This is a genomic window from Novosphingobium sp. APW14, assembly GCF_032337075.1.
Classification (GTDB): Bacteria; Pseudomonadota; Alphaproteobacteria; order Sphingomonadales; family Sphingomonadaceae; genus Novosphingobium.
In genome coordinates this window covers 41,058-60,582 of sequence record NZ_JAVYAB010000009.1, presented here as the reverse complement: position 1 = coordinate 60,582, position 19,525 = coordinate 41,058, and the positions used below count along the sequence as shown (strand labels likewise).

Annotated in this window: 19 protein-coding genes and 1 tRNA gene; 8 read left to right on the top strand and 12 right to left on the bottom strand. The window is 62.3% G+C overall.

Translation table 11 applies throughout. The features are described from left to right. Positions 1–99: 99 nt before the first annotated feature. Positions 100–972, top strand: coding sequence for an alpha/beta hydrolase (locus RQP55_RS11430; protein WP_315610333.1), 873 nt, complete (start codon positions 100–102; stop codon positions 970–972). Here RQP55_RS11430 and RQP55_RS11425 read toward each other — a convergent pair. Beyond that, entirely contained in the window at positions 969–1,748 is a 780-nt protein-coding gene (locus tag RQP55_RS11425) for a tyrosine-protein phosphatase (protein WP_315610323.1), read from the bottom strand. The two genes, RQP55_RS11430 and RQP55_RS11425, sit on opposite strands and share 4 nt — an antisense overlap. 220 nt (positions 1,749–1,968) lie before the next feature. On the opposite strand from RQP55_RS11425, the gene RQP55_RS11420 reads away from it, so the two are divergent. Then, a complete protein-coding gene (locus RQP55_RS11420; RefSeq protein ID WP_315610322.1) occupies positions 1,969–4,272 on the top strand; it encodes a glycerol-3-phosphate 1-O-acyltransferase in 2,304 nt (767 codons plus the stop codon). Here RQP55_RS11420 and RQP55_RS11415 read toward each other — a convergent pair. The 6 genes from RQP55_RS11415 to tkt form a co-directional block, all read right to left on the bottom strand. Then, positions 4,269–5,102: a lysophospholipase gene (locus tag RQP55_RS11415; protein WP_315610321.1), complete on the bottom strand. Its 834-nt coding sequence runs from the start codon at positions 5,100–5,102 to the stop codon at positions 4,269–4,271. The genes RQP55_RS11420 and RQP55_RS11415 overlap by 4 nt on opposite strands. Continuing rightward, positions 5,089–6,576: an HAD-IB family hydrolase gene (locus tag RQP55_RS11410; RefSeq protein WP_315610320.1), complete on the bottom strand. Its 1,488-nt coding sequence runs from the start codon at positions 6,574–6,576 to the stop codon at positions 5,089–5,091. The genes RQP55_RS11415 and RQP55_RS11410 overlap by 14 nt, the downstream gene beginning before the upstream one ends. An 85-nt stretch (positions 6,577–6,661) precedes the next feature. Continuing rightward, on the bottom strand, positions 6,662–7,549 hold the full coding sequence (locus RQP55_RS11405; protein WP_315610319.1) for a fructose bisphosphate aldolase: 888 nt from the start codon (positions 7,547–7,549) through the stop codon (positions 6,662–6,664). A gap of 100 nt (positions 7,550–7,649) precedes the next feature. Then, entirely contained in the window at positions 7,650–8,852 is a 1,203-nt protein-coding gene (locus RQP55_RS11400) for a phosphoglycerate kinase (protein ID WP_315610318.1), read from the bottom strand. A 12-nt stretch (positions 8,853–8,864) separates the two neighbouring features. Continuing rightward, positions 8,865–9,872, bottom strand: a complete 1,008-nt coding sequence (gene gap, locus RQP55_RS11395; RefSeq protein ID WP_315610317.1) for a type I glyceraldehyde-3-phosphate dehydrogenase — start codon at positions 9,870–9,872, stop codon at positions 8,865–8,867. A gap of 14 nt (positions 9,873–9,886) precedes the next feature. Then, positions 9,887–11,857: a transketolase gene (gene tkt, locus RQP55_RS11390; protein WP_315610316.1), complete on the bottom strand. Its 1,971-nt coding sequence runs from the start codon at positions 11,855–11,857 to the stop codon at positions 9,887–9,889. A 170-nt stretch (positions 11,858–12,027) separates the two neighbouring features. On the opposite strand from tkt, the gene RQP55_RS11385 reads away from it, so the two are divergent. From RQP55_RS11385 to RQP55_RS11370, 4 genes are all read left to right on the top strand, one after another. Then, positions 12,028–12,231, top strand: coding sequence for a hypothetical protein (locus RQP55_RS11385; RefSeq protein WP_315610315.1), 204 nt, complete (start codon positions 12,028–12,030; stop codon positions 12,229–12,231). Then, positions 12,228–12,533: a cell division protein ZapA gene (locus RQP55_RS11380; RefSeq protein WP_315610314.1), complete on the top strand. Its 306-nt coding sequence runs from the start codon at positions 12,228–12,230 to the stop codon at positions 12,531–12,533. The genes RQP55_RS11385 and RQP55_RS11380 overlap by 4 nt, the downstream gene beginning before the upstream one ends. 205 nt (positions 12,534–12,738) lie before the next feature. After that, entirely contained in the window at positions 12,739–13,311 is a 573-nt protein-coding gene (locus RQP55_RS11375) for a 5-formyltetrahydrofolate cyclo-ligase (protein ID WP_315610313.1), read from the top strand. After that, positions 13,311–13,526, top strand: a complete 216-nt coding sequence (locus RQP55_RS11370; protein ID WP_315610312.1) for a DUF2842 domain-containing protein — start codon at positions 13,311–13,313, stop codon at positions 13,524–13,526. Before RQP55_RS11375 ends, RQP55_RS11370 begins: the two co-directional genes overlap by 1 nt. Here RQP55_RS11370 and RQP55_RS11365 read toward each other — a convergent pair. Then, the gene (locus RQP55_RS11365) at positions 13,483–13,971 is read right to left on the bottom strand and encodes a nucleotidyltransferase domain-containing protein (RefSeq protein ID WP_315610311.1); all 489 of its coding nucleotides are present in this window, start codon (positions 13,969–13,971) and stop codon (positions 13,483–13,485) included. The genes RQP55_RS11370 and RQP55_RS11365 overlap by 44 nt on opposite strands. A gap of 66 nt (positions 13,972–14,037) precedes the next feature. Here RQP55_RS11365 and RQP55_RS11360 point away from each other — a divergent pair, with 66 nt between their 5' ends. Continuing rightward, complete coding sequence (locus tag RQP55_RS11360) at positions 14,038–15,120, top strand: MBL fold metallo-hydrolase (RefSeq protein WP_315610310.1); 1,083 nt, start codon at positions 14,038–14,040, stop codon at positions 15,118–15,120. A 15-nt stretch (positions 15,121–15,135) separates the two neighbouring features. On the opposite strand, the gene RQP55_RS11355 is transcribed toward RQP55_RS11360, so the two are convergent. Then, positions 15,136–15,212, bottom strand: a tRNA-Asp gene (locus RQP55_RS11355). Between the two features lie 191 nt (positions 15,213–15,403). Here RQP55_RS11355 and RQP55_RS11350 point away from each other — a divergent pair. Further along, positions 15,404–15,844, top strand: a complete 441-nt coding sequence (locus tag RQP55_RS11350) for a hypothetical protein (protein WP_315610309.1) — start codon at positions 15,404–15,406, stop codon at positions 15,842–15,844. 3 nt (positions 15,845–15,847) lie between these two features. On the opposite strand, the gene RQP55_RS11345 is transcribed toward RQP55_RS11350, so the two are convergent. From RQP55_RS11345 to RQP55_RS11335, 3 genes are read right to left on the bottom strand one after another with little or no spacing between them, the layout of a single operon-like run. Next, positions 15,848–17,164 carry a dihydrolipoamide acetyltransferase family protein gene (locus RQP55_RS11345; protein WP_315610308.1) on the bottom strand — a complete coding sequence of 439 codons (1,317 nt, stop codon included), beginning with the start codon at positions 17,162–17,164 and terminating at the stop codon, positions 15,848–15,850. A 3-nt stretch (positions 17,165–17,167) separates the two neighbouring features. Next, positions 17,168–18,202 (bottom strand): alpha-ketoacid dehydrogenase subunit beta, encoded by a 1,035-nt coding sequence (locus tag RQP55_RS11340; RefSeq protein WP_315610307.1) that lies wholly within the window; start codon positions 18,200–18,202, stop codon positions 17,168–17,170. Next, entirely contained in the window at positions 18,199–19,500 is a 1,302-nt protein-coding gene (locus RQP55_RS11335; RefSeq protein WP_315610306.1) for a 3-methyl-2-oxobutanoate dehydrogenase (2-methylpropanoyl-transferring) subunit alpha, read from the bottom strand. The genes RQP55_RS11340 and RQP55_RS11335 overlap by 4 nt, the downstream gene beginning before the upstream one ends. Positions 19,501–19,525: the final 25 nt, after the last annotated feature.

The window sequence follows — 19,525 nt, the reverse complement described above, 5'->3', positions numbered from 1 at the left end:
TGGCCCCATCTAGGGAGCACCGGGCCGCGGCGCAAACCCGCAAGTGCCGCTTTCCCCACAGATTGACGACCCGCAATGAAGCGCGCAAAGGCTAGCGGCATGACGATCCACGGTCCGACCTCCAACAGCTTCATCTCGCAGCGCCTGCGCCTTCACTATGTCGATTGGGGCAACCCGGAGGCGCCGCCGCTGATCCTGCAGCACGGCGGGCGCGACCATTGCCGGTCGTGGGACTGGGTGGCCGAGGAACTGGCCAAGGACTGGCACGTCATCGCACCCGATCTGCGCGGCCATGGCGACAGCGCCTGGGCGCCCGACGGCAATTACGAGATGAATGCCTTCGTCTATGACTTTGCCCAGCTGGTCCATACGCTGGGCCATGACCAGGTTACCATCATCGCCCATTCGCTGGGTGGTAACGTCGCCTCTCGCTTTACCGGGCTCTATCCGGAAAAGGTCCGGCGCTTCGTCAATATCGAAGGCTTGGGCCCTTCCCCCAAGACCCGTGCCGAGCGCGAGGCCGCTGGCTATGGCAACCGTTTCCGCGAATGGATAGACAAGCGCCGCGCCGCAGCCGGGCGGATCCCGCGCCGTTATCCCAGCATCGAGGCAGCCTATGCCCGCATGAAGGAAGAAAACTCCTTCCTGACCGATGAGCAGGCCCGTCACCTCACCATCCATGGCGCCAGCCGCAACGAGGACGGAACCTGGAGCTGGAAGTTCGATCCTTATCTCAATGTCTGGCCGTTTGAGGATGTACCTGAATTCCGCACGGAAGAGCTGTGGGCAGCGATAACCTGCCCGATGCTGCTGCTTTATGGTGCGAATTCCTGGGCCTCAAACCCGGAAAAAGACGGACGGCTCGAATTGTTTAACAACGATCCCAAGGTGATCGAGTTTGAAAACGCCGGCCACTGGCTGCACCATGACCAGTTCGATCGGTTCATGGCCGAGATCCAGGCGTTCCTCTAAACTTCGAGGTAGTGCGCCCGCAGCGCATCGCGCCGCGCCGCATCGATGCCCAGAACGGCTTCCAGATAGGTATCCAGATCACCATAGCGGCCTTCCGCAGCATTGAGCGCTGTTGCTAGATAGTCTTCATCGACACCCCACAGCGCGCGCACGGTCTCGGCATCCATTGCGGCATAGCGTGGCAGGTCTTTGAAGGCTTCGGCCGCAATCCGCGCTTCAAGCCGGCTGGCGCTGTTGGTCATGACATAATCCGCCATGATCGCATCGCGCGGCACGCCCAGGGCATGCTGCGCCATGGCAACCGCCCACCCGGTCCGGTCCTTCCCGGCGACACAGTGGACCAGGCTCGGCCCGTCAGCACGCAGCAACAGCTCGAAATAGAGCCGCAGCATCGGCACGAGGTTGTCGCGGAAGGCGATCCCTTCATAAAGACGGATCATCGCCGCGCGCGCTTCGGCGGCAGTCAGCACACCATCCGCCGCCTCGGTATGCAGCGCAAGGCCGGCTGTTTCCTCGGGATAGGTCCAGACGTTCGCAGAAAAGTCTTCGGCCCGGCGGCAGGGCTTGGCCTCACGCTCGCTCGGTCCGCGCAGATCGATGACATGGGCAATACCCAGATTGCTGACCGCAGTCAGATCGGCGTCGCTGGCATCTCCATGCTGGGCTGAACGCCACAACAGGCCGGTGCGGACCTTGCGGCCGCCGTGCGCGTCATAGCCGCCATAGTCGCGAAAATTGTTGATGCCTTCGAGTGGGAGCATACGGACGTCAGTCATGCCAGCGGCTTGGCAGCATGGTGCCACCGAGGCAAGCCGCTTGCGCAATGGCCAATCCTGCATCAAGCTACCGCAAAAGACGGTGAGAGGGGCTAAGTGGCGGGAATGACCGTGGAACAATGGCTTTCAATCGGCCCGCAGCGTTCTGGCGCAGAACATGCGGCCAGGATCGCTCCACAATCCGCGCACGGTCAGTGCCCGAAGGCGGAGCCAGCCTAGCATGGCTACCAGCGCTGCCCCCGCCCTCCACGAGCCCCAAGTCCCGAGGATCTTCCTGGCGCTGTATCGCGGCCCGGCGGAGCGCGATTTGCTGACACGCCATGCTGCGAAACTACCGGGCAGACTGGTCGCGATTGAGCGCAGCAATGCCCCATTTTCGACTGAGGTGGCGCGGCTGGTTGCCTCGCTTGATGACGATGCCGTCGAACTCGCGCCGCTGCGGGTGGCATGGCTACCGCGTAAGGGGGACGGCAGCGGTTGGCGTGCCCTGCTTGGCCTGGGGGACCCCCGCGAACCAGCAGAAGGCAGGAAAAGGCGGGAGAAGGACGCAGCCGACCCGCGCTGGCGCATTGTCGTAGCCGAACCGGCGGCACTTGGCCTGCTGCGCGCGCGATGGAAGCAGCGGACTGGCGGTCGCGGCACTGACTTTGCCGATTTCGTCGCGCGGCAGGCGGAACTGTCTCTCGAACGGGCCGAGTACCCGCTGTATGGCCAGCGCTATAAGATGCCGCGGGTCGAGCCCGGTGATGTCATCGCTGCACCGGGCTTTACTGCGGGCCTGGCCCGGCTCGCTGCCGAAACCGGCCACCCCGAAGCCGAACTGCTGGCCGAGGCACGCGGCTATCTGGAAGAGCTGCGCACCGGCCATAATCCCTTCGCGATTGAGGGCATGCTGCGCTTCTTCCGCGCAGCTTACGAAAAGGCCTATGGCACGGTTGATGTTCAACCCGATGAACTGGCGAAACTCCACGATGTATTCGCCCGCTATCCGGCGCTGATCCTTCCGGCGCACAAGGCAAATGTCGATGCCCCGGTGGTGAACACCGTGCTGGCCGATCATGGCCTGCCACTGCCCAGCCTGTTTGCCGGCATCAACATGTCATTCTGGCCCATGGGGCCGATCATGAAGCGGGCAGGCTATATTTTCCTGCGCCGCGACATCCGCGAGAACGCGACCTATCGCTTCGTGCTGCGCGAATACCTGGCCTACCTGATCGAGCGGCGCTTCAACCTTTCGTGGTTTCCGGAAGGCACGCGTTCGCGCACCGGCAAGCTCCTGCCGCCCAAGCTGGGCCTGCTGACCTATGTGGTCGATGCCTATCGCCAGGGTCGGATCGAAGACATCATGCTGGTGCCCGTCGCGCTTGCCTATGACCAGGTCTATGAAACCAAGGACTTTGCCCGCGAAGCCAAGGGGGTGAAGAAAAAGCCCGAAAACCTGGGCTGGATGCTACGCTATCTGCGCAGCCTGCGTACGCCATATGGCAAGGCCTACCTCCGCGTGGCCGAGCCGCTCTCAATGCGCGAGGCGCTGGGCGCGCCCAACCCCGCCACAGACCACAAGACGCCAGAGGCGCAGCTTGCCCTGCAAAAGCTCTCGCTGGCGGTATCCTGGCGGATCAACCAGGCCACGCCGATCACCGGAATTGCCCTTGTCACTTTCGCCCTTCTTGCCACGGGGGGCCGCTCGATCCCGCGTGAGCGGCTGGCCGGGTTTGTTGGGATGCTGGTCGATCATGCCCGCCGGCGGGGTCAGCCACTGGCCGATAGCGCCGAACTGCATGATCCAGAGCAGCTCAAAGCCGTGCTCGATGCCCTGATGGCTTCCGGCGTGGTCACCCGTTTCGATGGTGGCCCAACCCCGGTCTATGGCATCGCCGAGGGACAGCACATCGGCGCCGCATTCTACCGCAATTCCATGCTGCATTTCGTGCTCGAACGCGCGATTGCCGAAGTGGCCGCACTGGGTGCCATGAACGCCGCCCCAGCAAAGCGCGCCGACAAGTTCTTCGAAACTGCGGTTGCCCTGCGCGAATCCCTGAAATTCGAATTCTTCTTCCGCGAGCGCCCCGCCTTTGAGGACGGCCTCGCGGCAGAGATGGATCTGATTGATGGCGACTGGCGCCGCAAGTTGGCCGAGGCCGGCTCGGCCCGTAACTATTTGGATTCGGTCTTCGGCGTGGGCCTGGCCCATGCGGCGTTGCGGCCGTTCCTCGAAGCCTATCGCATCGTACTCGACATACTGCTCACCAGGCCGGTCGATGTTGCGGCCCAGGAAAAGGAGGTCCTCGCCGCGGCAGATGGCCTGGGGCGGCAGTATCTGCTTGAGAAGACTATCCGCAATCCAGAGGCCGTCTCACGTCAGCTTTTCGCCACCGCATGGCAACTGGCGGGGAATGTCCGGCTGATTGAACCCGGGCCAGACCTGTTCGCTCGCCGCGAAAACCGTTCAAAGGTGCTGCGCGCCACCCTCGCCGCGCTGGATGCGATCGAGGATCAGTGCCGCGAGGCGCTGGGCGGTTAGCCCGGCAAGCGGGCGTCCAGCCAGGCCTTGACGATCCCAAGCACCTCAAGCCGCTCAGGCTCGTTGAAAATCTCATGATAAAGGCCGTCGAAGATCCGCACGGTCTTGTCGCGGCTGGCTATGGCAGCGAATACCGGCCGGGCATCCTCGGCACGCACCAGGCTATCCGCGCCGCCATGCATCAGCAGGCACGGCATCTGCATGGCGCCGACGCGCGACGGATAGGTCGTGATCGCGTGCATCATCTCGCGCGCGGTTCGCGCCGGAACCTTGCCGAGGAACACCAGCGGATCCGCCTTGTAATCAGCAACGATCTGCGGATCGCGGCTTACAGCATCGGCGTCCAGCTGGATCATCCCCAACGCCGGGGCAATCTTTGAAATAATCCCCAGCAGCAGGGCTTGCACCTTTGGCAAACCGCCACCGATCGCGGGACCGCTGAGCACCAGACCCGAAAGCTTCTCTGGATGGTTCAAGGCATAGTTCAGCGCCAGCGATCCGCCCATCGAATGGCCGATCAGCTTGATCTGATTCAGGCCGCTTTCGGCACGAACCCTGTCGACCAGTTGATCGATATCGGCATCGGCGTTGGCGAAGCTGTCAATCACCGCTCGGACGCCGCCGGACTTGCCGTGGCCGCGATGATCAAGCGCATGCACCGCATAGCCCGACGCGGTGAAGAATTCAGCCACAGCCCGGTACCGGCCGAGATGTTCGGCATAACCATGGGCCAGCACCAGATGATCTCGCGGCACACCATCGGGCAACCATGACGTCGCAAAGATCGACACGCCCCCGGCGCCGGTAAACGTGAACTCAGTCGTCTGCATCAGGCCAGTCCTTCAAGGTATCGATAAACATTTGCCGCACTTGTTCGGCTTTCTGACCCGTATTCTTTTCGGTCCAGTCCGCGGTGTGAACCGGCGGCAGGACCGCAATGTCAACCGTGCCCGATCGCAGCATCACCGCGTCCCGCCCGGCAACATCTAGCGCATTGCGGATCACGATCGGGATCACCGGAACACCCAGCGTGCGCGCCATGTGAAACGCGCCTTTCTTGAATGGCCCGATGTCCACCGTCATGTCGCGCACGCGGGTACCTTCTGGCGCGATCATGATCGAGCAGCCTTCGCGCACCATCTTGGCTACCGGCTCCAGCGCCCTTGCGGCTTCTTCGGGGGTGCCGCCGCTGCGTTCAACGAAAGCAACCGGCACAAGGCGGCTAAGCATGGCGCTGATCGGATTCTTCTTGAGTTCCGCCTTGCCGACCCAGGCCAGGTCCGTCCGCACCAGCGCGCCGACGAAGAAGGCGTCGAAATTGTTGCGGTGATTGAACAGGAATACCGCAGGCCGCTGCGATGCAAGGTGTTGACGCCCCGAAACCCGCAACTTGACGCCCGAGGCCAGCATCACGCTATCCGCCCACAGCGGCAGCGTCAGATTGGCGGCGTTGCGCTTGTTGCGGGTCAGCAGGCCAAACCCGATCCCGGTGTAGAGCAACGGAAACAGGCTCATTAGCCCGGTCGCGGTGCGGGTCAGCAGTTCGGGCGTGGTCGACCCGCGACTGGAATGGCGCAAAATGTCCCAACCTTCGGCCCGTGCCGTTGCTTCCAGCTCCTTGCCCGGATTGGTCGGCACCGGATGGCCCACGGCCTTCATCAGGCCGATCTCCTCGTCGCCATCGGCATAGAACCAGGTGTCGGCAAGTTTGGCCTTGTGCGCCTTGACGAAGGTCTTGACCGCATCGGCCTTGCCCTTGCCCCACATCTGCGGCTCCAGCATCTTGCCGGTCAGCACCCCGCGCTTGACCTCCACGGTCGAGGTCATGACATGCTCAATGCCCAGAAACCGCGCCGTTGGCTCAACCTGAAAGCGGGTGGCGGAACTGGCGATGGCGATGGTGTGCCCCGCACGGCGGTGGGCCAGCAGCAGCGTGACCATCTCGGGATAGACCTTGTCCGACAGGGTCTTGTCGAAGATCTTCTCCCCCAGCGCGACCAGCTCGGCCTCCTTCTTGCCTTTCCACTTGGCGATCGCCTTGTTCAGCAAGTCCTGCATCTCGATCGCCTTGGCGACCGACTGCCAAATCGCGACCCCGGCCTCAGCCAGGTCAAAAGGGTTGTAATCACCCTTGCGCAGATGGGCCTGAAAGAACGCGCTGGCAGAATAGCCAGCGATCAGCGTTCCATCAAAATCGAAAACAACAATATTTTTAGGACCTTGCGGCCCGGACTCAATCCGCTTTACCAGGCTTGCTACCGAAACCGGTCCATGCCTGGTAAGCGAAAGCAGTGTGCCGGCCATGGACCCTCCCCCGACCGGCACGATATCATGAACCGGTTCGGCTAGAGGGTAAGCCTAGCCGCCCCGACAATTCAAGCTGGTAGCGTCAGATCTTTTGCGTAGACCCACGATGGATCTGATCAATCGCCTCGCCAAGCGAGGCATCGAACTCTGCCTGGCTCATCTGGTGACGCAGATCTTCCAGCAGCGCGCGGCTGAAGCTGGCAATGATCCCGCGGTTTTTCGAAAGTTCCACGCAGGCTTCGGGGCGCTTGTAGCCGCCCGATAGCGCGACGACGCGCAGCACCTTGGGATGATCGACCAGTGCATCAAACGTGCCCGACTTAACCGGCAGCGAGAGCTTAAGCATGACCTGCTGGTCCATGCCTTCCAGGTTCTTGAGCATTTCCTCAAGCAGGATGGCATCGCAGTCCGCGCGGGTTTCGCTCTTGATGTTCACCTCTGGCTCAAGGATCGGCATCATGCCGTGGGCCAGGACCTGACGACCGATCTCAAACTGCTGGCCCACGGCCGCAGCGATGCCGGCCGCGTCGGCCGAGTTGATAACCGAGCGTTCTTTGGTCCCGTAAACGCCCATGGCCTTTGACCGGGCAAGCAAGGCATCCAGTTCCGGCATCGGCTTCATCAGCTGGACGCCATTTTCCTCAGCCTCAAGACCCTTGTCGATCTTGATGAAGGGGACCACCCCCTTTTCGATCAGCGCAGCCGGAACCGGCTTGCCGCCCGCGGTACCGTCCATCGTACGCTCGAACAGGATCGCGCCGATCACCTTGTCACCCGTGAAGACCGGCGAAGTGATGATCCGCTCGCGCATCGAGTGGATAAGATCGAACATCTCGGCCTCTGACGACCAGGCATCTTCGCCCACACCATAGCCCGCCAGCGCCTTCGGGGTTGAACCGCCCGACTGGTCGAGCGCGGCAATAAAGCCGTTACCGGCGGCCATTTTGGCGGTCATGTCGGCGAAGTTCATGCGTGGGGTCCCTGTCCTGTCGGTGGTCTCTGCATACGTATGCTATGCGGGCCCATAGCGAGCCTGCGGTGCCCCCGCAAGCGCGCTGACTAACTTGTTGTCAGGCTATTTCGAGCGCCTTGACGCCCGGCAGCTCCTTGCCCTCCATCCATTCCAGGAAGGCACCGCCCGCGGTCGAAATGTAGGTAAAGTCGCTGGCGACCCCGGCGTGGTTCAGCGCCGCAACCGTGTCGCCCCCGCCCGCCACCGAGACGAGCACGCCTTCCTTGCTCAGCGCCGCAGCGCTGCGGGCCAGGGCCACGGTCGCCGCGTCGAACGGCTCAATCTCAAAGGCACCCAACGGGCCGTTCCAAACCAAGGTGCGGCAGGTCTTGAGGACATCGGCCAAGGCCTCAACCGCTTGCGGGCCGACGTCGAGGATCATCTCGTCAGCCGCGACCTCGTGGACGTTGCAGGTACGCAAAGACGCAGGGTTCGCTGCGAATTCCTTTGCCACGACGACATCGTAGGGCAGGTGTACGGTGCAACCCGACTTATCGGCCGCATCAAGAATGCCCTCGGCCGTCGCTGCCAGATCATGCTCGCACAGCGATTTGCCAACATTAACCCCGCGGGCAGCGAGGAACGTGTTGGCCATCCCCCCACCAATGATCAGGTGATCAACCTGGGTGACGAGGTGCGTCAGCACATCCAGCTTGGAAGAGACCTTGGCCCCTCCTACCACGGCCGCCACCGGGCGCTCTGGCGTGCCAAGCGCGGCATCCAATGCCTTCAGCTCGGCTTCCATCGACCGGCCCGCATAGGCCGGCAGCAGATGCGTCAGACCTTCAGTGCTCGCATGGGCACGGTGTGCGGCCGAGAAGGCATCGTTGACATAGATATCGCCATTGGCGGCAATCGCCTTGGCCAGTTCGGGATCGTTCTTTTCCTCACCCTTCCAGAACCGGGTATTCTCGAGCATCGCGATATCGCCAGGCCCCAGGATACCGATGGCCTGTTTGACCACGTCACCCGCAATTTCCGGCACGAACATGACTTCTTTGCCCAACACGGCCTGCACCGCATCGAGCGTCATCGAGACCGACAAGGTCGACACCCGCTCTCCCTTGGGGCGGCCAAAGTGGGCTAACAATAGGACCTTGGCGCCCTTGCTTGCCAGTTCCAGGATTGTCGGTGCCGAGGCCCGCACGCGCGTATCATCAGTTACCGAACCGTCCTGCATCGGCAGGTTCAGGTCAACGCGCACCAGCGCGACCTTCCCGGTCAGATCACCCAGATCGTCAAGCGTGCGGAACCTGGCCATTCTATCCAATCCTTAGAGCAGCTTGCCCATCGCGCCGGCCGTATCGACCATGCGATTGGAGAAGCCCCATTCGTTGTCATACCAGCTGAGCACGCGGACCAGCTTGCCATCGATCACCGCAGTTTCCAGGCTGTCGATGGTGCTGCTGTTCGGGCAGTGGTTGTAATCGATCGAGACCAGCGGCTCGTCCGAGTAACCCAGCACACCCTTGAGCGGGCCTTCCGCGGCTGCCTTGAGCAGGGCATTGACCTCTTCCTTGGTGGTGTCGCGCTTGGGCTGGAAGGTCAGGTCAACCACCGAGACATTCGGGGTCGGCACGCGAATGGCCGAACCATCGAGCCGGCCTTTCAATTCCGGCAGAACTTCAGCCACTGCGCGGGCAGCACCCGTGGTCGTCGGGATCATCGACATGCCGGCGGCACGCGCGCGACGCGGATCTTCGTGGATCTGGTCGAGGATCTTCTGGTCGTTGGTATAGGCGTGGACCGTGGTCATCAGGCCACGCTCGATCCCGATCGCATCGTTCAGCACCTTGGCAAAAGGCGCCAGACAGTTGGTCGTGCACGAAGCGTTCGAGACAATTGTGTGTCCGGCTTCCAACTGTTGATGGTTGACGCCGTAGACGACGGTCAGATCAACGTTCTTGCCAGGGGCCGAAATCAGCACCTTCTTGGCGCCAGCGGCCAGATGCTTTTCGCACGAGGCTCGGTCGGTGAAGAAGCCAGTGCATTCAAGCGCGATGTCTACCCCATTCGCCGCATGCGGCAGATTGGCGGGGTCGCGCTCGGCCGTAACGCGGATGCGCTTGCCATTGATCACCAGATCATTGCCATCTACCTCGACCGTACCCGCGAAAGGTCCGTGAACGGAGTCACGCTGGAACAGCATGGCGTTGGCCTTGGCAGAGGCCAGATCATTGATCGAGACCAGCTCGAGGTCATGATCGGTCCGCTCAATAATAGCGCGCGCCACATTGCGCCCGATGCGCCCGAAACCGTTGATCGCAACCTTGATCGCCATGTGAGGAACTCCTTTTAGCCCGCCAGCCGGGCTTCGATTTTCGGAACAATGGCTTCAACCGAGAAGCCAAAATGCGGGAACAGGACTTCGGCGGGGGCCGAAGCGCCAAAGCTGTCTATGCCGATGGTCAGCCCATCGCGGACATATTTCTGCCAGCCCCAGGTCACCCCGGCCTCGATCGAGACAAGCAGCGCGTCGGCCGGCAGCAGATCGGCCTTGTAAGCATCCGACTGAACATCGAACAGTTCCATGCAGGGCATCGAGACGACATCGGCGCCGATGCCCTTCGCTTCCAGTGCATCGCGGACGTTGCAAGCAAGCTCAACCTCAGAGCCGGTTGCTACCAGCACCACCTTGCGGGCGGCACCAGCGGCGCGAAGCCGATAAGCGCCCTTGGCGCTCAGCATTTCGCCTTCGGTGCGCAACTGCGGCAGGTTTTGGCGGGTCAGTGCAAGAACCGAGGGAGTTCCTTCGCTCTGCAGAGCAATGTTCCAGCATTCCGCTGTCTCAATGATGTCAGCAGGACGGAACACGTTCAAATTGGGGATGAGGCGCATGCTCATCACGTGCTCGACCGGCTGATGGGTGGGCCCATCCTCACCCAGGCCAATGCTGTCATGGGTCAGCACATAGACAACCCGCTGCTGCTGCAAGGCGGAGAGGCGGATCGCATTACGACAGTAGTCCGAGAAGACGAGGAAGGTACCGCCATAAGGAATGACACCACCGTGCAGTGCCATTCCGTTCATGGCGGTGGCCATGCCGAATTCACGGATGCCGTAATAGACATAACGCCCTGCATAATCCGCTGCGGATAACGGGCCGGTCGATTTGGTCTTGGTGTTGTTCGAGCCGGTCAAGTCAGCCGAGCCACCAACCATCTCCGGCACGGCGGCAGTCAGAACTTCTAGGGCCAACTCAGATGCTTTGCGGGTTGCCACCTTTTGGGGCTGGCCAAGCCAGGCGCGGAACGCAGCGTCCGCTTCGTCCATTGCTGGCAACTTGCCAGCCATCCGGCGGGCAAATTCCTTGCCCTGCGGGTCAGCAGCGATCCGCTTTTCCCATTCCGCACGGTCCGCAGCGCCCCTTGCTCCCAGCGAACGCCAGTCGGCCAGGATATCAGCCGGCACTTCGAATGGCCCGGCTGTCCAGCCGAGCGCAGCGCGGGTCGCGGCAATCTCGTCAGCACCAAGTGGGCTACCGTGCACGTTATGTGTGCCCTGCTTGTTCGGCGAGCCCTTGCCGATAACCGTGCGGCAGGCGACCAGCGACGGTCGCGGATCAGCTGCAGCTTCGGCCAGGGCGCGGGCGATAGCGGCATGATCGTGGCCGTCGCAGGCCGTAACATGCCAAGCGGTTGCGGCATAACGGGCGGCAATGTCTTCGCTGGTCGACAGGTCAGTGTCGCCATCGATCGTGATGCGGTTATCGTCCCACAGCACATTAAGGTGACCAAGCTTGAGATGGCCGGCCAGACCAATCGCTTCGTGGTTGACGCCTTCCATCAGACAACCGTCACCCGCAATCACCCAGGTGCGATGATCGACCAGGCCATCGCCGAAGGTGGCATTCAGGTGACGTTCGGCAATCGCCATGCCAACCGCCATCGCCAGGCCCTGTCCCAGCGGACCGGTGGTGCATTCGACCCCGTCCAGTTCGATGTTTTCAGGGTGCCCGGCGCATGGGCTGTGCAACTGACGAAAATTGCGGATGTCATCGATCGTCGGCGCGGCATAGCCGGTAAGGTGCAGCAGCGAGTAGATCAGCATCGAACCGTGGCCAGCCGACAGTACAAACCGGTCACGGTCTGGCCACTTCGGCGCTGCAGGATCAAATTTGAGGAACCGCGCGTAGAGCACGGTAGCCACGTCAGCCATGCCCATAGGCATGCCGGGGTGCCCGGAATTGGCGGCCTGGACCGCATCCATCGATAGTGCGCGGATGGCATTGGCCATAGGCGCAAGGCGGGACGGGTCGAGGGTCATGCTTGTGGGCTCCCGAAAAGGGCAGGAATGGGCCACCGATTCGATGTTCGGTCTCCTTTGCGGAGGCACCCCGCCCCGTCAAGCGCAGCACACTCCTTCCCCGTTGCAAATCGTGGGAAAGCCGGGTCGCCGGTCTTTCCGCAGCACCCCATTTGCGCTAGCCGACACTCATGAGCGGGGAACGCAGCAGCCGCGCGCTCGCGCGGATCGAAGCAGCGCTGGAGCGGATCGAAGCCGCGACGCGTGACGGAAAAACTGCGACAGACAGTTCAGCCGAACTGGCTGCGCTGCAAATGCGCCACGAACGCCTGCGCGCCGCCGTTACAGATTCGCTGGCTGAACTCGACCAATTGATCGAGGGCGCACAGGCATGAGCAACGTTACCCTCAGTATCGGCGGTCGAAATTACACAGTCGCCTGCGCATCTGGCGAGGAAGAACACGTCACCAGCCTGGGGCGGGCGATCGACGCGAAGATCCAATCGATGGGCGCCGCCGGAACCACCGAATCCCGCCAATTGCTGTTCGCCGCACTGCTTTTGGCTGACGAGGTTCACGAAGTGAAATCGGCATCGCGCGCGGCCCCGGTAGCCCCCGCGATCGATGATGACCAGGCCGAGCGCCTGGAAGCAATCGCCGCAAAGCTGGAAGCCTGCGCGCTGGCCCTTGAGGGTTGAGCCGACCTAGCCTATCTAGAGCGGCGACGGGTACTGCCCGGTGCGAGCCTTCGAAAATCCCTGAGGCTATAAGCAATCCATGGGGGCTGTCCCTGGTCGGACCCTGGTCTGGCACATATGGTCCCCACCTGACGTCGAGGCGTCAGAGGATTTCCCGGCAACGGCCCACGGTGGTCCCGTCACCCACCCCTGCGCGGAGCCAAGCGTGATCGACAAGCAGGTGCTCCGCACCGAACTGAGACAACGCCGCCGCGATCATGTTGCCGCAATCCCGGCCATGCAGCGTGGCCTGCTGTTCCGCCGTCCGCCAGAGGCCGTCGCCCGCCTGATCCCCGAGGGGGCCATCATCGGCCTTTACCATGAGATTTCAGGTGAAGCGCCGGCAGGCCATTATGCCCGGTGGCTGTTTGAACGGGGGCACAGGGTCGCCCTGCCCTGGTTTGCCGACCGCAATGCTTCAATGCTGTTCCGCGAATGGAGCAACCCGTTTGTTGATGATTTGCTTGGGCCCGATCCTTTCAAATCACGGCAGCCCGCAGCCGAATGCCCGGCCTTGATCCCCGACTTGCTGTTCTGTCCGCTGGTGGGGTTTACCGTCCGCGGTGACCGGCTGGGTATGGGCGCAGGCCATTATGATCGCTGGCTGGCGGAGCACCCGCCACAACTTGCCATCGGCCTTGCCTGGGACTGCCAGCTGGTTGATCATTTGCCGACCGAACCGCACGACCGCCCGCTCGACGCGGTGATTACCCCCACCCGCCTTTACGGACCTTTCTGATGCGCACCCAGCCCACCTGGCGAATTCCCATCGGCCTGCTTGCCCTGCTGGCTGTCCTGATGATCTACGGCGTGTTGATCGCGCGCTATGTCGCGCCGCTGATCGGCGGCTGGCACGCGCTGATCCAGACCCCGGTCTATATCCTGCTGGGGATAGTCTGGCTTTTGCCGCTCAGGCGCTTTCTGATCTGGATGGAGACGGGCCGCTGGGGCTGAGGGCAGCGATCCGTCCCAGATCCTTGGGCCGGCCAAATCTGTGCATTATCGTAATCAGTTCGGCCTTCTCCGGAACAAAGACCGTGAAATCGGCGACGGGTATAGCCTGCCGTGAGCGCAGCACCACCTGCTGCCACGCCTTTTGCTCCAGCACGGCAAATCCGGCGAACAATTCAACCGGAAGGCAGCCGCCAAGCCATTGTTGAAACAGCGCAGAGCGAAACCGACTGTCAGCCTGCCCTGCGGCGATTGCGATACCAAGGCTGGCAAAAACGGCCGGACAGTCCCGTGCATCCAGCAGGATATCGACATCTCGGACATCGCCCGGGTCGGCGCCATGCAACGCCACTGCCGCACCGCCAAGGATCCACCAAGGGTGGCGGGCTAGGGCCAGCGCAGGCGCCACGGCGCGCAGTGTTTCAACAAGGTCTCGCCTCACGTGCACAAAACTTGCTTGCCGGAACGGGTTGCCTTCGGCAACCTTTCACCGGGTCGACTGGGAGAGTACATCGTGAACATCAAACGCAAGATCGGCCTGGGGTTTGCCGGGGTCGTGCTGGTTACCGGCCTGGGACTGTTGGCTGCACGCGACCAGTTGGCGCAGCGTGCCTTTGATGCAGCGATCGAGAATAACGTTGGTTTAGACCGTTCGGCCGCCCTTCCCGATGGCATTCACGTGTACGTTTGCGGCTCCGGATCACCGATGCCGGATGCCGACCGCGCCGGACCTTGCCTTGCCGTTCTGGCTGGCCGCGATGGATTTATCTTTGATTCCGGTTCGGGTTCGATCCGCAAGCTCGGCCGGATGGGCTTCCCGATGGATCGGCTTCAGGGTGCCTATCTCACCCACCTCCATTCCGACCATATCGATGGCCTTGGCGAGCTTCTGCTCCAGGCATGGATTGCCGGCTCGCGCGGCACACCATTACCCGTCAGTGGCCCAGCAGGCACGGACAAGGTCATTGCTGGCCTGCGGCAGGCTTACGAGCTCGATAGCGGATACCGCATTGCCCACCATGGCGCCGCCGTTGCCCGACCGGGTGGGTTTGGCGGCGCGGCGCAAATCGTCGATCTTGCCGAAGGGCAACCGTCGAAGGTTGTCTTCGATCAGAATGGCGTAAAGATCACGGCAATCCGGGTGATCCATGATCCGATCAAGCCGGCGTTTGGTTACCGGCTTGATTACAAGGGGCGTTCGCTCGCGATCAGCGGCGATACCGTCTACGCCCCGGATTTCGTCACCGCAGCCAAGGGCGTGGACCTGATGTTCCACGAAGCCCTCAACCCCAAGATGATTGGCGCAATGCAGGCACAGCTTGCCAAGCGCGGCCGTGCTGACCAGGCCAAGATCATGGGAGACATTCCGGGCTATCACGCCAGCCCTGAAGACGCGGCGCGGTCCGCCAAGGAAGCGGGCGCCAGGGCTCTGGTGCTGTACCACATGGTGCCGGCACCGCCCGCCAAACTCATTGAGCGCCTGTTCGTGGGCGATGCACCCAAGCAGTTTGGTGGCGACCTCAAGCTGGCGCATGACGGCATGATCATCAGCCTGCCAGCTGGCAGCCAGGCCGTTAACTATTCCAACGCTTTCTAGGAAAATCAACCCAAGTGGCGCGAGTGACGGGGCTCGAACCCGCGACCTCCGGCGTGACAGGCCGGCACTCTAACCAACTGAGCTACACCCGCGCAGCCACTTGGGAGCCGCGCCACTACGGTCTGTTGCGAGGGCTGTCAACAGCCTTCGCGACGACCAGTGCAGAAGTTTAAAAACACTTTTACCAAGCCCCGAAACAGGTCGTTAACCTTTCGTTTGCTCCTTGTTGCGAGAACCCCCTCAGCGACCCGCAAATTGCGGTCGCCTGAAGGGGGACTATCTCGTGAACCGCATCGCAAAGCTGATCGCAATCGCTGCTGCTCTGGCTACTTTCGGCACCGCAGCGCAGGCAGCGCCGGCCGTCTCGCTGGATAGCGCAGTCTTTGTCGAGCGCGCTGCCCCCGCCGGGCGGAGCTTGCAGCCTGCAAGCGATCTCAATCGCGGTGACCGGGTGGTCTATGTGGTGCGCTGGTACAAGATGGGCGGCGATGGCGGCTTCGTTGTCACCAATCCCCTGCCACGTTCCGTCTATTATCAGGGCAGCGCCAACGGCGATGAGGAAGTCTCAATCGATGGCGGCCGCACCTGGGGCAAGCTAAATGCACTGCGCGTGGGAAGCCGCGTGGCCACGCCCGAGGACGTTACCCACGTTCGCTGGCGCGTCGATCCCCGCACCGCCTCGCGCGGCCAGGGCCGAATCGCCTATAGCGCGATCGTCCGCTGAGAATCAGTCAGCCAGCAGCAGGACCGGCGTTTCGATCAGGCGCTTGATCGCCTGGACAAAGCTTGCCGCGTCCCATCCATCGACCACGCGGTGATCGCAACTGATCGATAGGTTCATCAGCTTGCGCTTCGCAATGCGCTCACCGCCCATTCCATCGGGAACAAACATCGGCCGCTCGATAATGCGGTTGGGACCGATGATCGCGACTTCGGGACGATTGATGACCGGCGTGTGGGCCACCCCGCCAAGTGGACCAAGCGAGGTCAGCGTAATGGTCGAACCGGACAGTTCCTCACTCTTCGCAGTGCCATTGCGCGCGGCTTCGGCCAGGCGCGCAATTTCCGCCGCCAGCTGCCACAGGTTCTTGTCCTGTGCATCGCGGATCACCGGAACCATCAGCCCGGCATCAGTTTGGGTCGCCATGCCAAGGTGAACGGAGCCAAAGCGCGTCACAACGCCCGCCTCATCGTCAAACCGGGCATTCAGCATCGGGAAGTCCGGCAGCGCCCGGCACAGTGCGGTGATTAGCAGCGGCAGGAGGGTAAGCTTCGGGCGGTTGCCACGCGCCGCGTTCAGCTGGGCGCGCACTTCCTCCAGCGCGGTCGCATCGCATTCCTCCACATATGAGAAATGCGGGATGTTGCGCTTTGACGCGGCCATGTTCTCGGAAATGCGGCGGCGAAGGCCGATAACCTTGACTTGGCTGTCGGCGCGCTTGCCACCGGGAGCACGAAAGCCGCCAGCGGCGTTATAGGCCAGGAAAGCATCCAGATCGGCATGGCGGACACGGCCATCTTCGGCCGGCTTTACCTGCGCAAGATCGATCCCGAGATCGTCAGCCCGGGCACGGACGGCGGGGCTAGCCAGGACCTTTGCCCCATGATCCGCTCGCCCTGAGCTTGTCGGAAAGAAGTCATCCTTGGGTGAAGGGCCGCTCTTCACTTGGGCGGTTGGCGCTTCTTCCAAACGTAAGGACGGGGCTTCGACAGGCTCAGCCCGAGCGGGAGTGGGTTCGTGTTCAATAACTGGCGCAGCTTCAACATTCGGAGCAGGCGCGGCTTCCTCAGCCTCCCCAGCTCCATCGGTTTCGATCACCACCAGCGGTGAACCGATGGCGATCATCTCGCCCTCGGCCCCGGCCACTTCGAGCACAACGCCCGAAACCGGGCTTTCCATCTCGACCGTGGCCTTGTCGGTCATGACATCGGCCAGCTTGCCGTCTTCCTCGACCCGGTCACCCACCTTGACATGCCAGGCGACGATTTCGGCCTCAGCGATGCCTTCGCCAATGTCGGGAAGCCTGAAGGTAAATTTGCCCATCGTTTACGCTTTCATCAGCCGGTCGACCGCTTCGCCAATGCGAACGGGTCCGGGGAAATAGGCCCACTCAAGGCTGTGCGGATAAGGTGTGTCAAAGCCCGTGACACGCTCGATTGGAGCTTCGAGGTGGTAGAAGCAGCGCTCCTGAACCAGCGCCGATAGCTCTCCCCCGAACCCGCCGGTGCGGGTCGCCTCGTGGATGATGAGGCATTTGCCGGTCTTCTGCACAGACTTTTCCACAGTCGCTATGTCGAGCGGAACCAGCGTGCGCAGGTCGATAATCTCAGCGTCGATGCGCTTTTCCCGGCAGACCGCCTCGGCCACGTGGATCATGGTGCCATAGGCCAGGACGGTCATCGCTTCGCCCTCTTGCACGATCCGCGCCTTGCCCAGTGGGATCTTGTAATAGCCTTCCGGCACTTCGCTGTCGGGATGGCGGGCCCAGGGCTCAACCGGCTTGTCGTAATAGCCGTCGAACGGGCCATTGTAGATCCGCTTCGGCTCGAAGAAGATCACCGGATCGTCATCTTCGATCGCGCTGATCAACAGGCCCTTGGCGTCATAAGGCGTGCAAGGGATTACCGTCTTCAAACCGGCGACATGGGTAAACAGCGCCTCGGGAGACTGGCTGTGCGTCTGCCCGCCAAAGATACCCCCGCCGAAGGGCGAACGTACGGTCATCGGGGCAATGAACTCGCCCGCCGAGCGATAACGCAGCCGCGCTGCTTCCGAGATCAGCTGATCGAGGCCGGGATAGATATAGTCGGCAAACTGGATTTCCGGCACCGGACGCAATCCATAGGCCCCCATCCCCACCGCTGCGCCAATGATCCCGCATTCGTTGATCGGGGTATCGAAGACGCGGTGCTTGCCGAACTTCTTCTGCAAACCTGCCGTCGCCCGGAAAACGCCGCCAAAATAACCAACGTCCTCGCCAAAGACGACAACATTGCTATCGCGCTCCATCATCACGTGGAGCGCATCGTTGATCGCCTCGATCATGTTGAGGCGGCGCGTGGTGGTGGCTGCCTTGGTCATTCCGGCTTCCATTCGGGCCACTTGATCTGCCGTTCGCGGATCGCCTGTTCGGCCTGCTCCTCAAGGTGCCACGGCAATTCCTTGTAGACGTCCTCGAACATGGTGTGGAACGGGTGGTGCAGGCCGTGGCCCAGGATGCCGTTCTTCTCAGCCTCTTTGGTCGCAGCCTTCACCTGTTCGACCAGTTCTGCGTCCATCGCCTCCTGCTGCTCGATCGACCATTCGCCCAGCGCGATCAGGTGGCGCTTCAGCCGGGTGATGGGATCGCCCAGCGGCCATTCCTCACGCTCCTGGGCGGATCGATAGGCGCTTGGATCATCCGATGTGGAATGGCCTTCGGCGCGATAGGTGAAATGCTCAATCAGCGTCGGTCCACCATTGGCACGGGCGCGGTTGGCGGCCCAGCGGGTGGCGGCATAAACCGCAAGGGCATCGTTGCCGTCCACCCGGATACCGGCGATGCCGTATCCGACCGCGCGATTGGCGAAGGTGCTGCGCTCGGCACCGGCAAAGCCCGAGAAGCTAGAGATCGCCCACTGGTTGTTGACCACGTTGAGCACGACCGGGGCGTTGTAGACCGCGGCAAAGGTCATCGCCGCGTGGAAATCGCCCTCGGCGCTGGAGCCTTCACCCACCCAGGCCGTGGCAATCCGGCTGTCCCCCTTGATCGCACTGGCCATCGCCCAGCCTACGGCCTGGGGATATTGTGTCGCCAGGTTGCCGCTGATCGTGAAGAAGTTGTGATCACGGCAGGAATACATGATCGGCAGCTGTCGGCCCTTCAGCTTGTCAGCCTTGTTCGAGTAGATCTGGTTGATCATCTCGGTCAGCGGATAGCCCCGCGCGATCAGGATGCCCTGCTGGCGATAGGACGGAAACACCATGTCGTCGGCTGCGAGGGCAAAGGTCGACGCGACCGAAGTGGCCTCTTCCCCGGTGCACTTCATGTAGAAGCTGGTCTTCCCCTGGCGCTGGCCGCGATACATCCGATCATCAAAGGCGCGCGTCAGCGCCATCGCCCGCAGCATTCGCCGCAGCGTTTCCGGATCGAGCTTGGGATCCCACGGTCCCATGGCCGCGTGATCGTCACCCAGTACGCGCACCATCCCGCTGCATAGCGGTGTCGTTTCAGTGGCTGCGCAGGTCTCATCCGGACGCGGCAACAGGCCGGCAGGCGGAATGTCGAGGTACGAATAGTCAACCGGGTCACCCGGCCGGAAATTCGGTTCGGGCACGTGCAATTGCAGCGGCGGCAGATTGCCGCGTGCAACCTTCGCAGGATCAGGTCCGGTGGCCATCCTTCGCGCTCTCCCGCTTCCACAG

Coding starts and splice junctions, on each gene's coding strand:
- RQP55_RS11425 (WP_315610323.1), bottom strand. CDS start 1,748: ATGACTGACGTCCGTATGCTCCCACTCGAAGGCATCAACAATTTTCGC.
- RQP55_RS11335 (WP_315610306.1), bottom strand. CDS start 19,500: ATGGCCACCGGACCTGATCCTGCGAAGGTTGCACGCGGCAATCTGCCG.
- RQP55_RS11415 (WP_315610321.1), bottom strand. CDS start 5,102: ATGCAGACGACTGAGTTCACGTTTACCGGCGCCGGGGGCGTGTCGATC.
- RQP55_RS11370 (WP_315610312.1), top strand. CDS start 13,311: ATGCGCACCCAGCCCACCTGGCGAATTCCCATCGGCCTGCTTGCCCTG.
- RQP55_RS11340 (WP_315610307.1), bottom strand. CDS start 18,202: ATGACCAAGGCAGCCACCACCACGCGCCGCCTCAACATGATCGAGGCG.
- RQP55_RS11430 (WP_315610333.1), top strand. CDS start 100: ATGACGATCCACGGTCCGACCTCCAACAGCTTCATCTCGCAGCGCCTG.
- RQP55_RS11345 (WP_315610308.1), bottom strand. CDS start 17,164: ATGGGCAAATTTACCTTCAGGCTTCCCGACATTGGCGAAGGCATCGCT.
- RQP55_RS11380 (WP_315610314.1), top strand. CDS start 12,228: ATGAGCAACGTTACCCTCAGTATCGGCGGTCGAAATTACACAGTCGCC.
- RQP55_RS11405 (WP_315610319.1), bottom strand. CDS start 7,549: ATGAACTTCGCCGACATGACCGCCAAAATGGCCGCCGGTAACGGCTTT.
- RQP55_RS11385 (WP_315610315.1), top strand. CDS start 12,028: ATGAGCGGGGAACGCAGCAGCCGCGCGCTCGCGCGGATCGAAGCAGCG.
- RQP55_RS11400 (WP_315610318.1), bottom strand. CDS start 8,852: ATGGCCAGGTTCCGCACGCTTGACGATCTGGGTGATCTGACCGGGAAG.
- tkt (WP_315610316.1), bottom strand. CDS start 11,857: ATGACCCTCGACCCGTCCCGCCTTGCGCCTATGGCCAATGCCATCCGC.
- RQP55_RS11410 (WP_315610320.1), bottom strand. CDS start 6,576: ATGGCCGGCACACTGCTTTCGCTTACCAGGCATGGACCGGTTTCGGTA.
- gap (WP_315610317.1), bottom strand. CDS start 9,872: ATGGCGATCAAGGTTGCGATCAACGGTTTCGGGCGCATCGGGCGCAAT.
- RQP55_RS11420 (WP_315610322.1), top strand. CDS start 1,969: ATGGCTACCAGCGCTGCCCCCGCCCTCCACGAGCCCCAAGTCCCGAGG.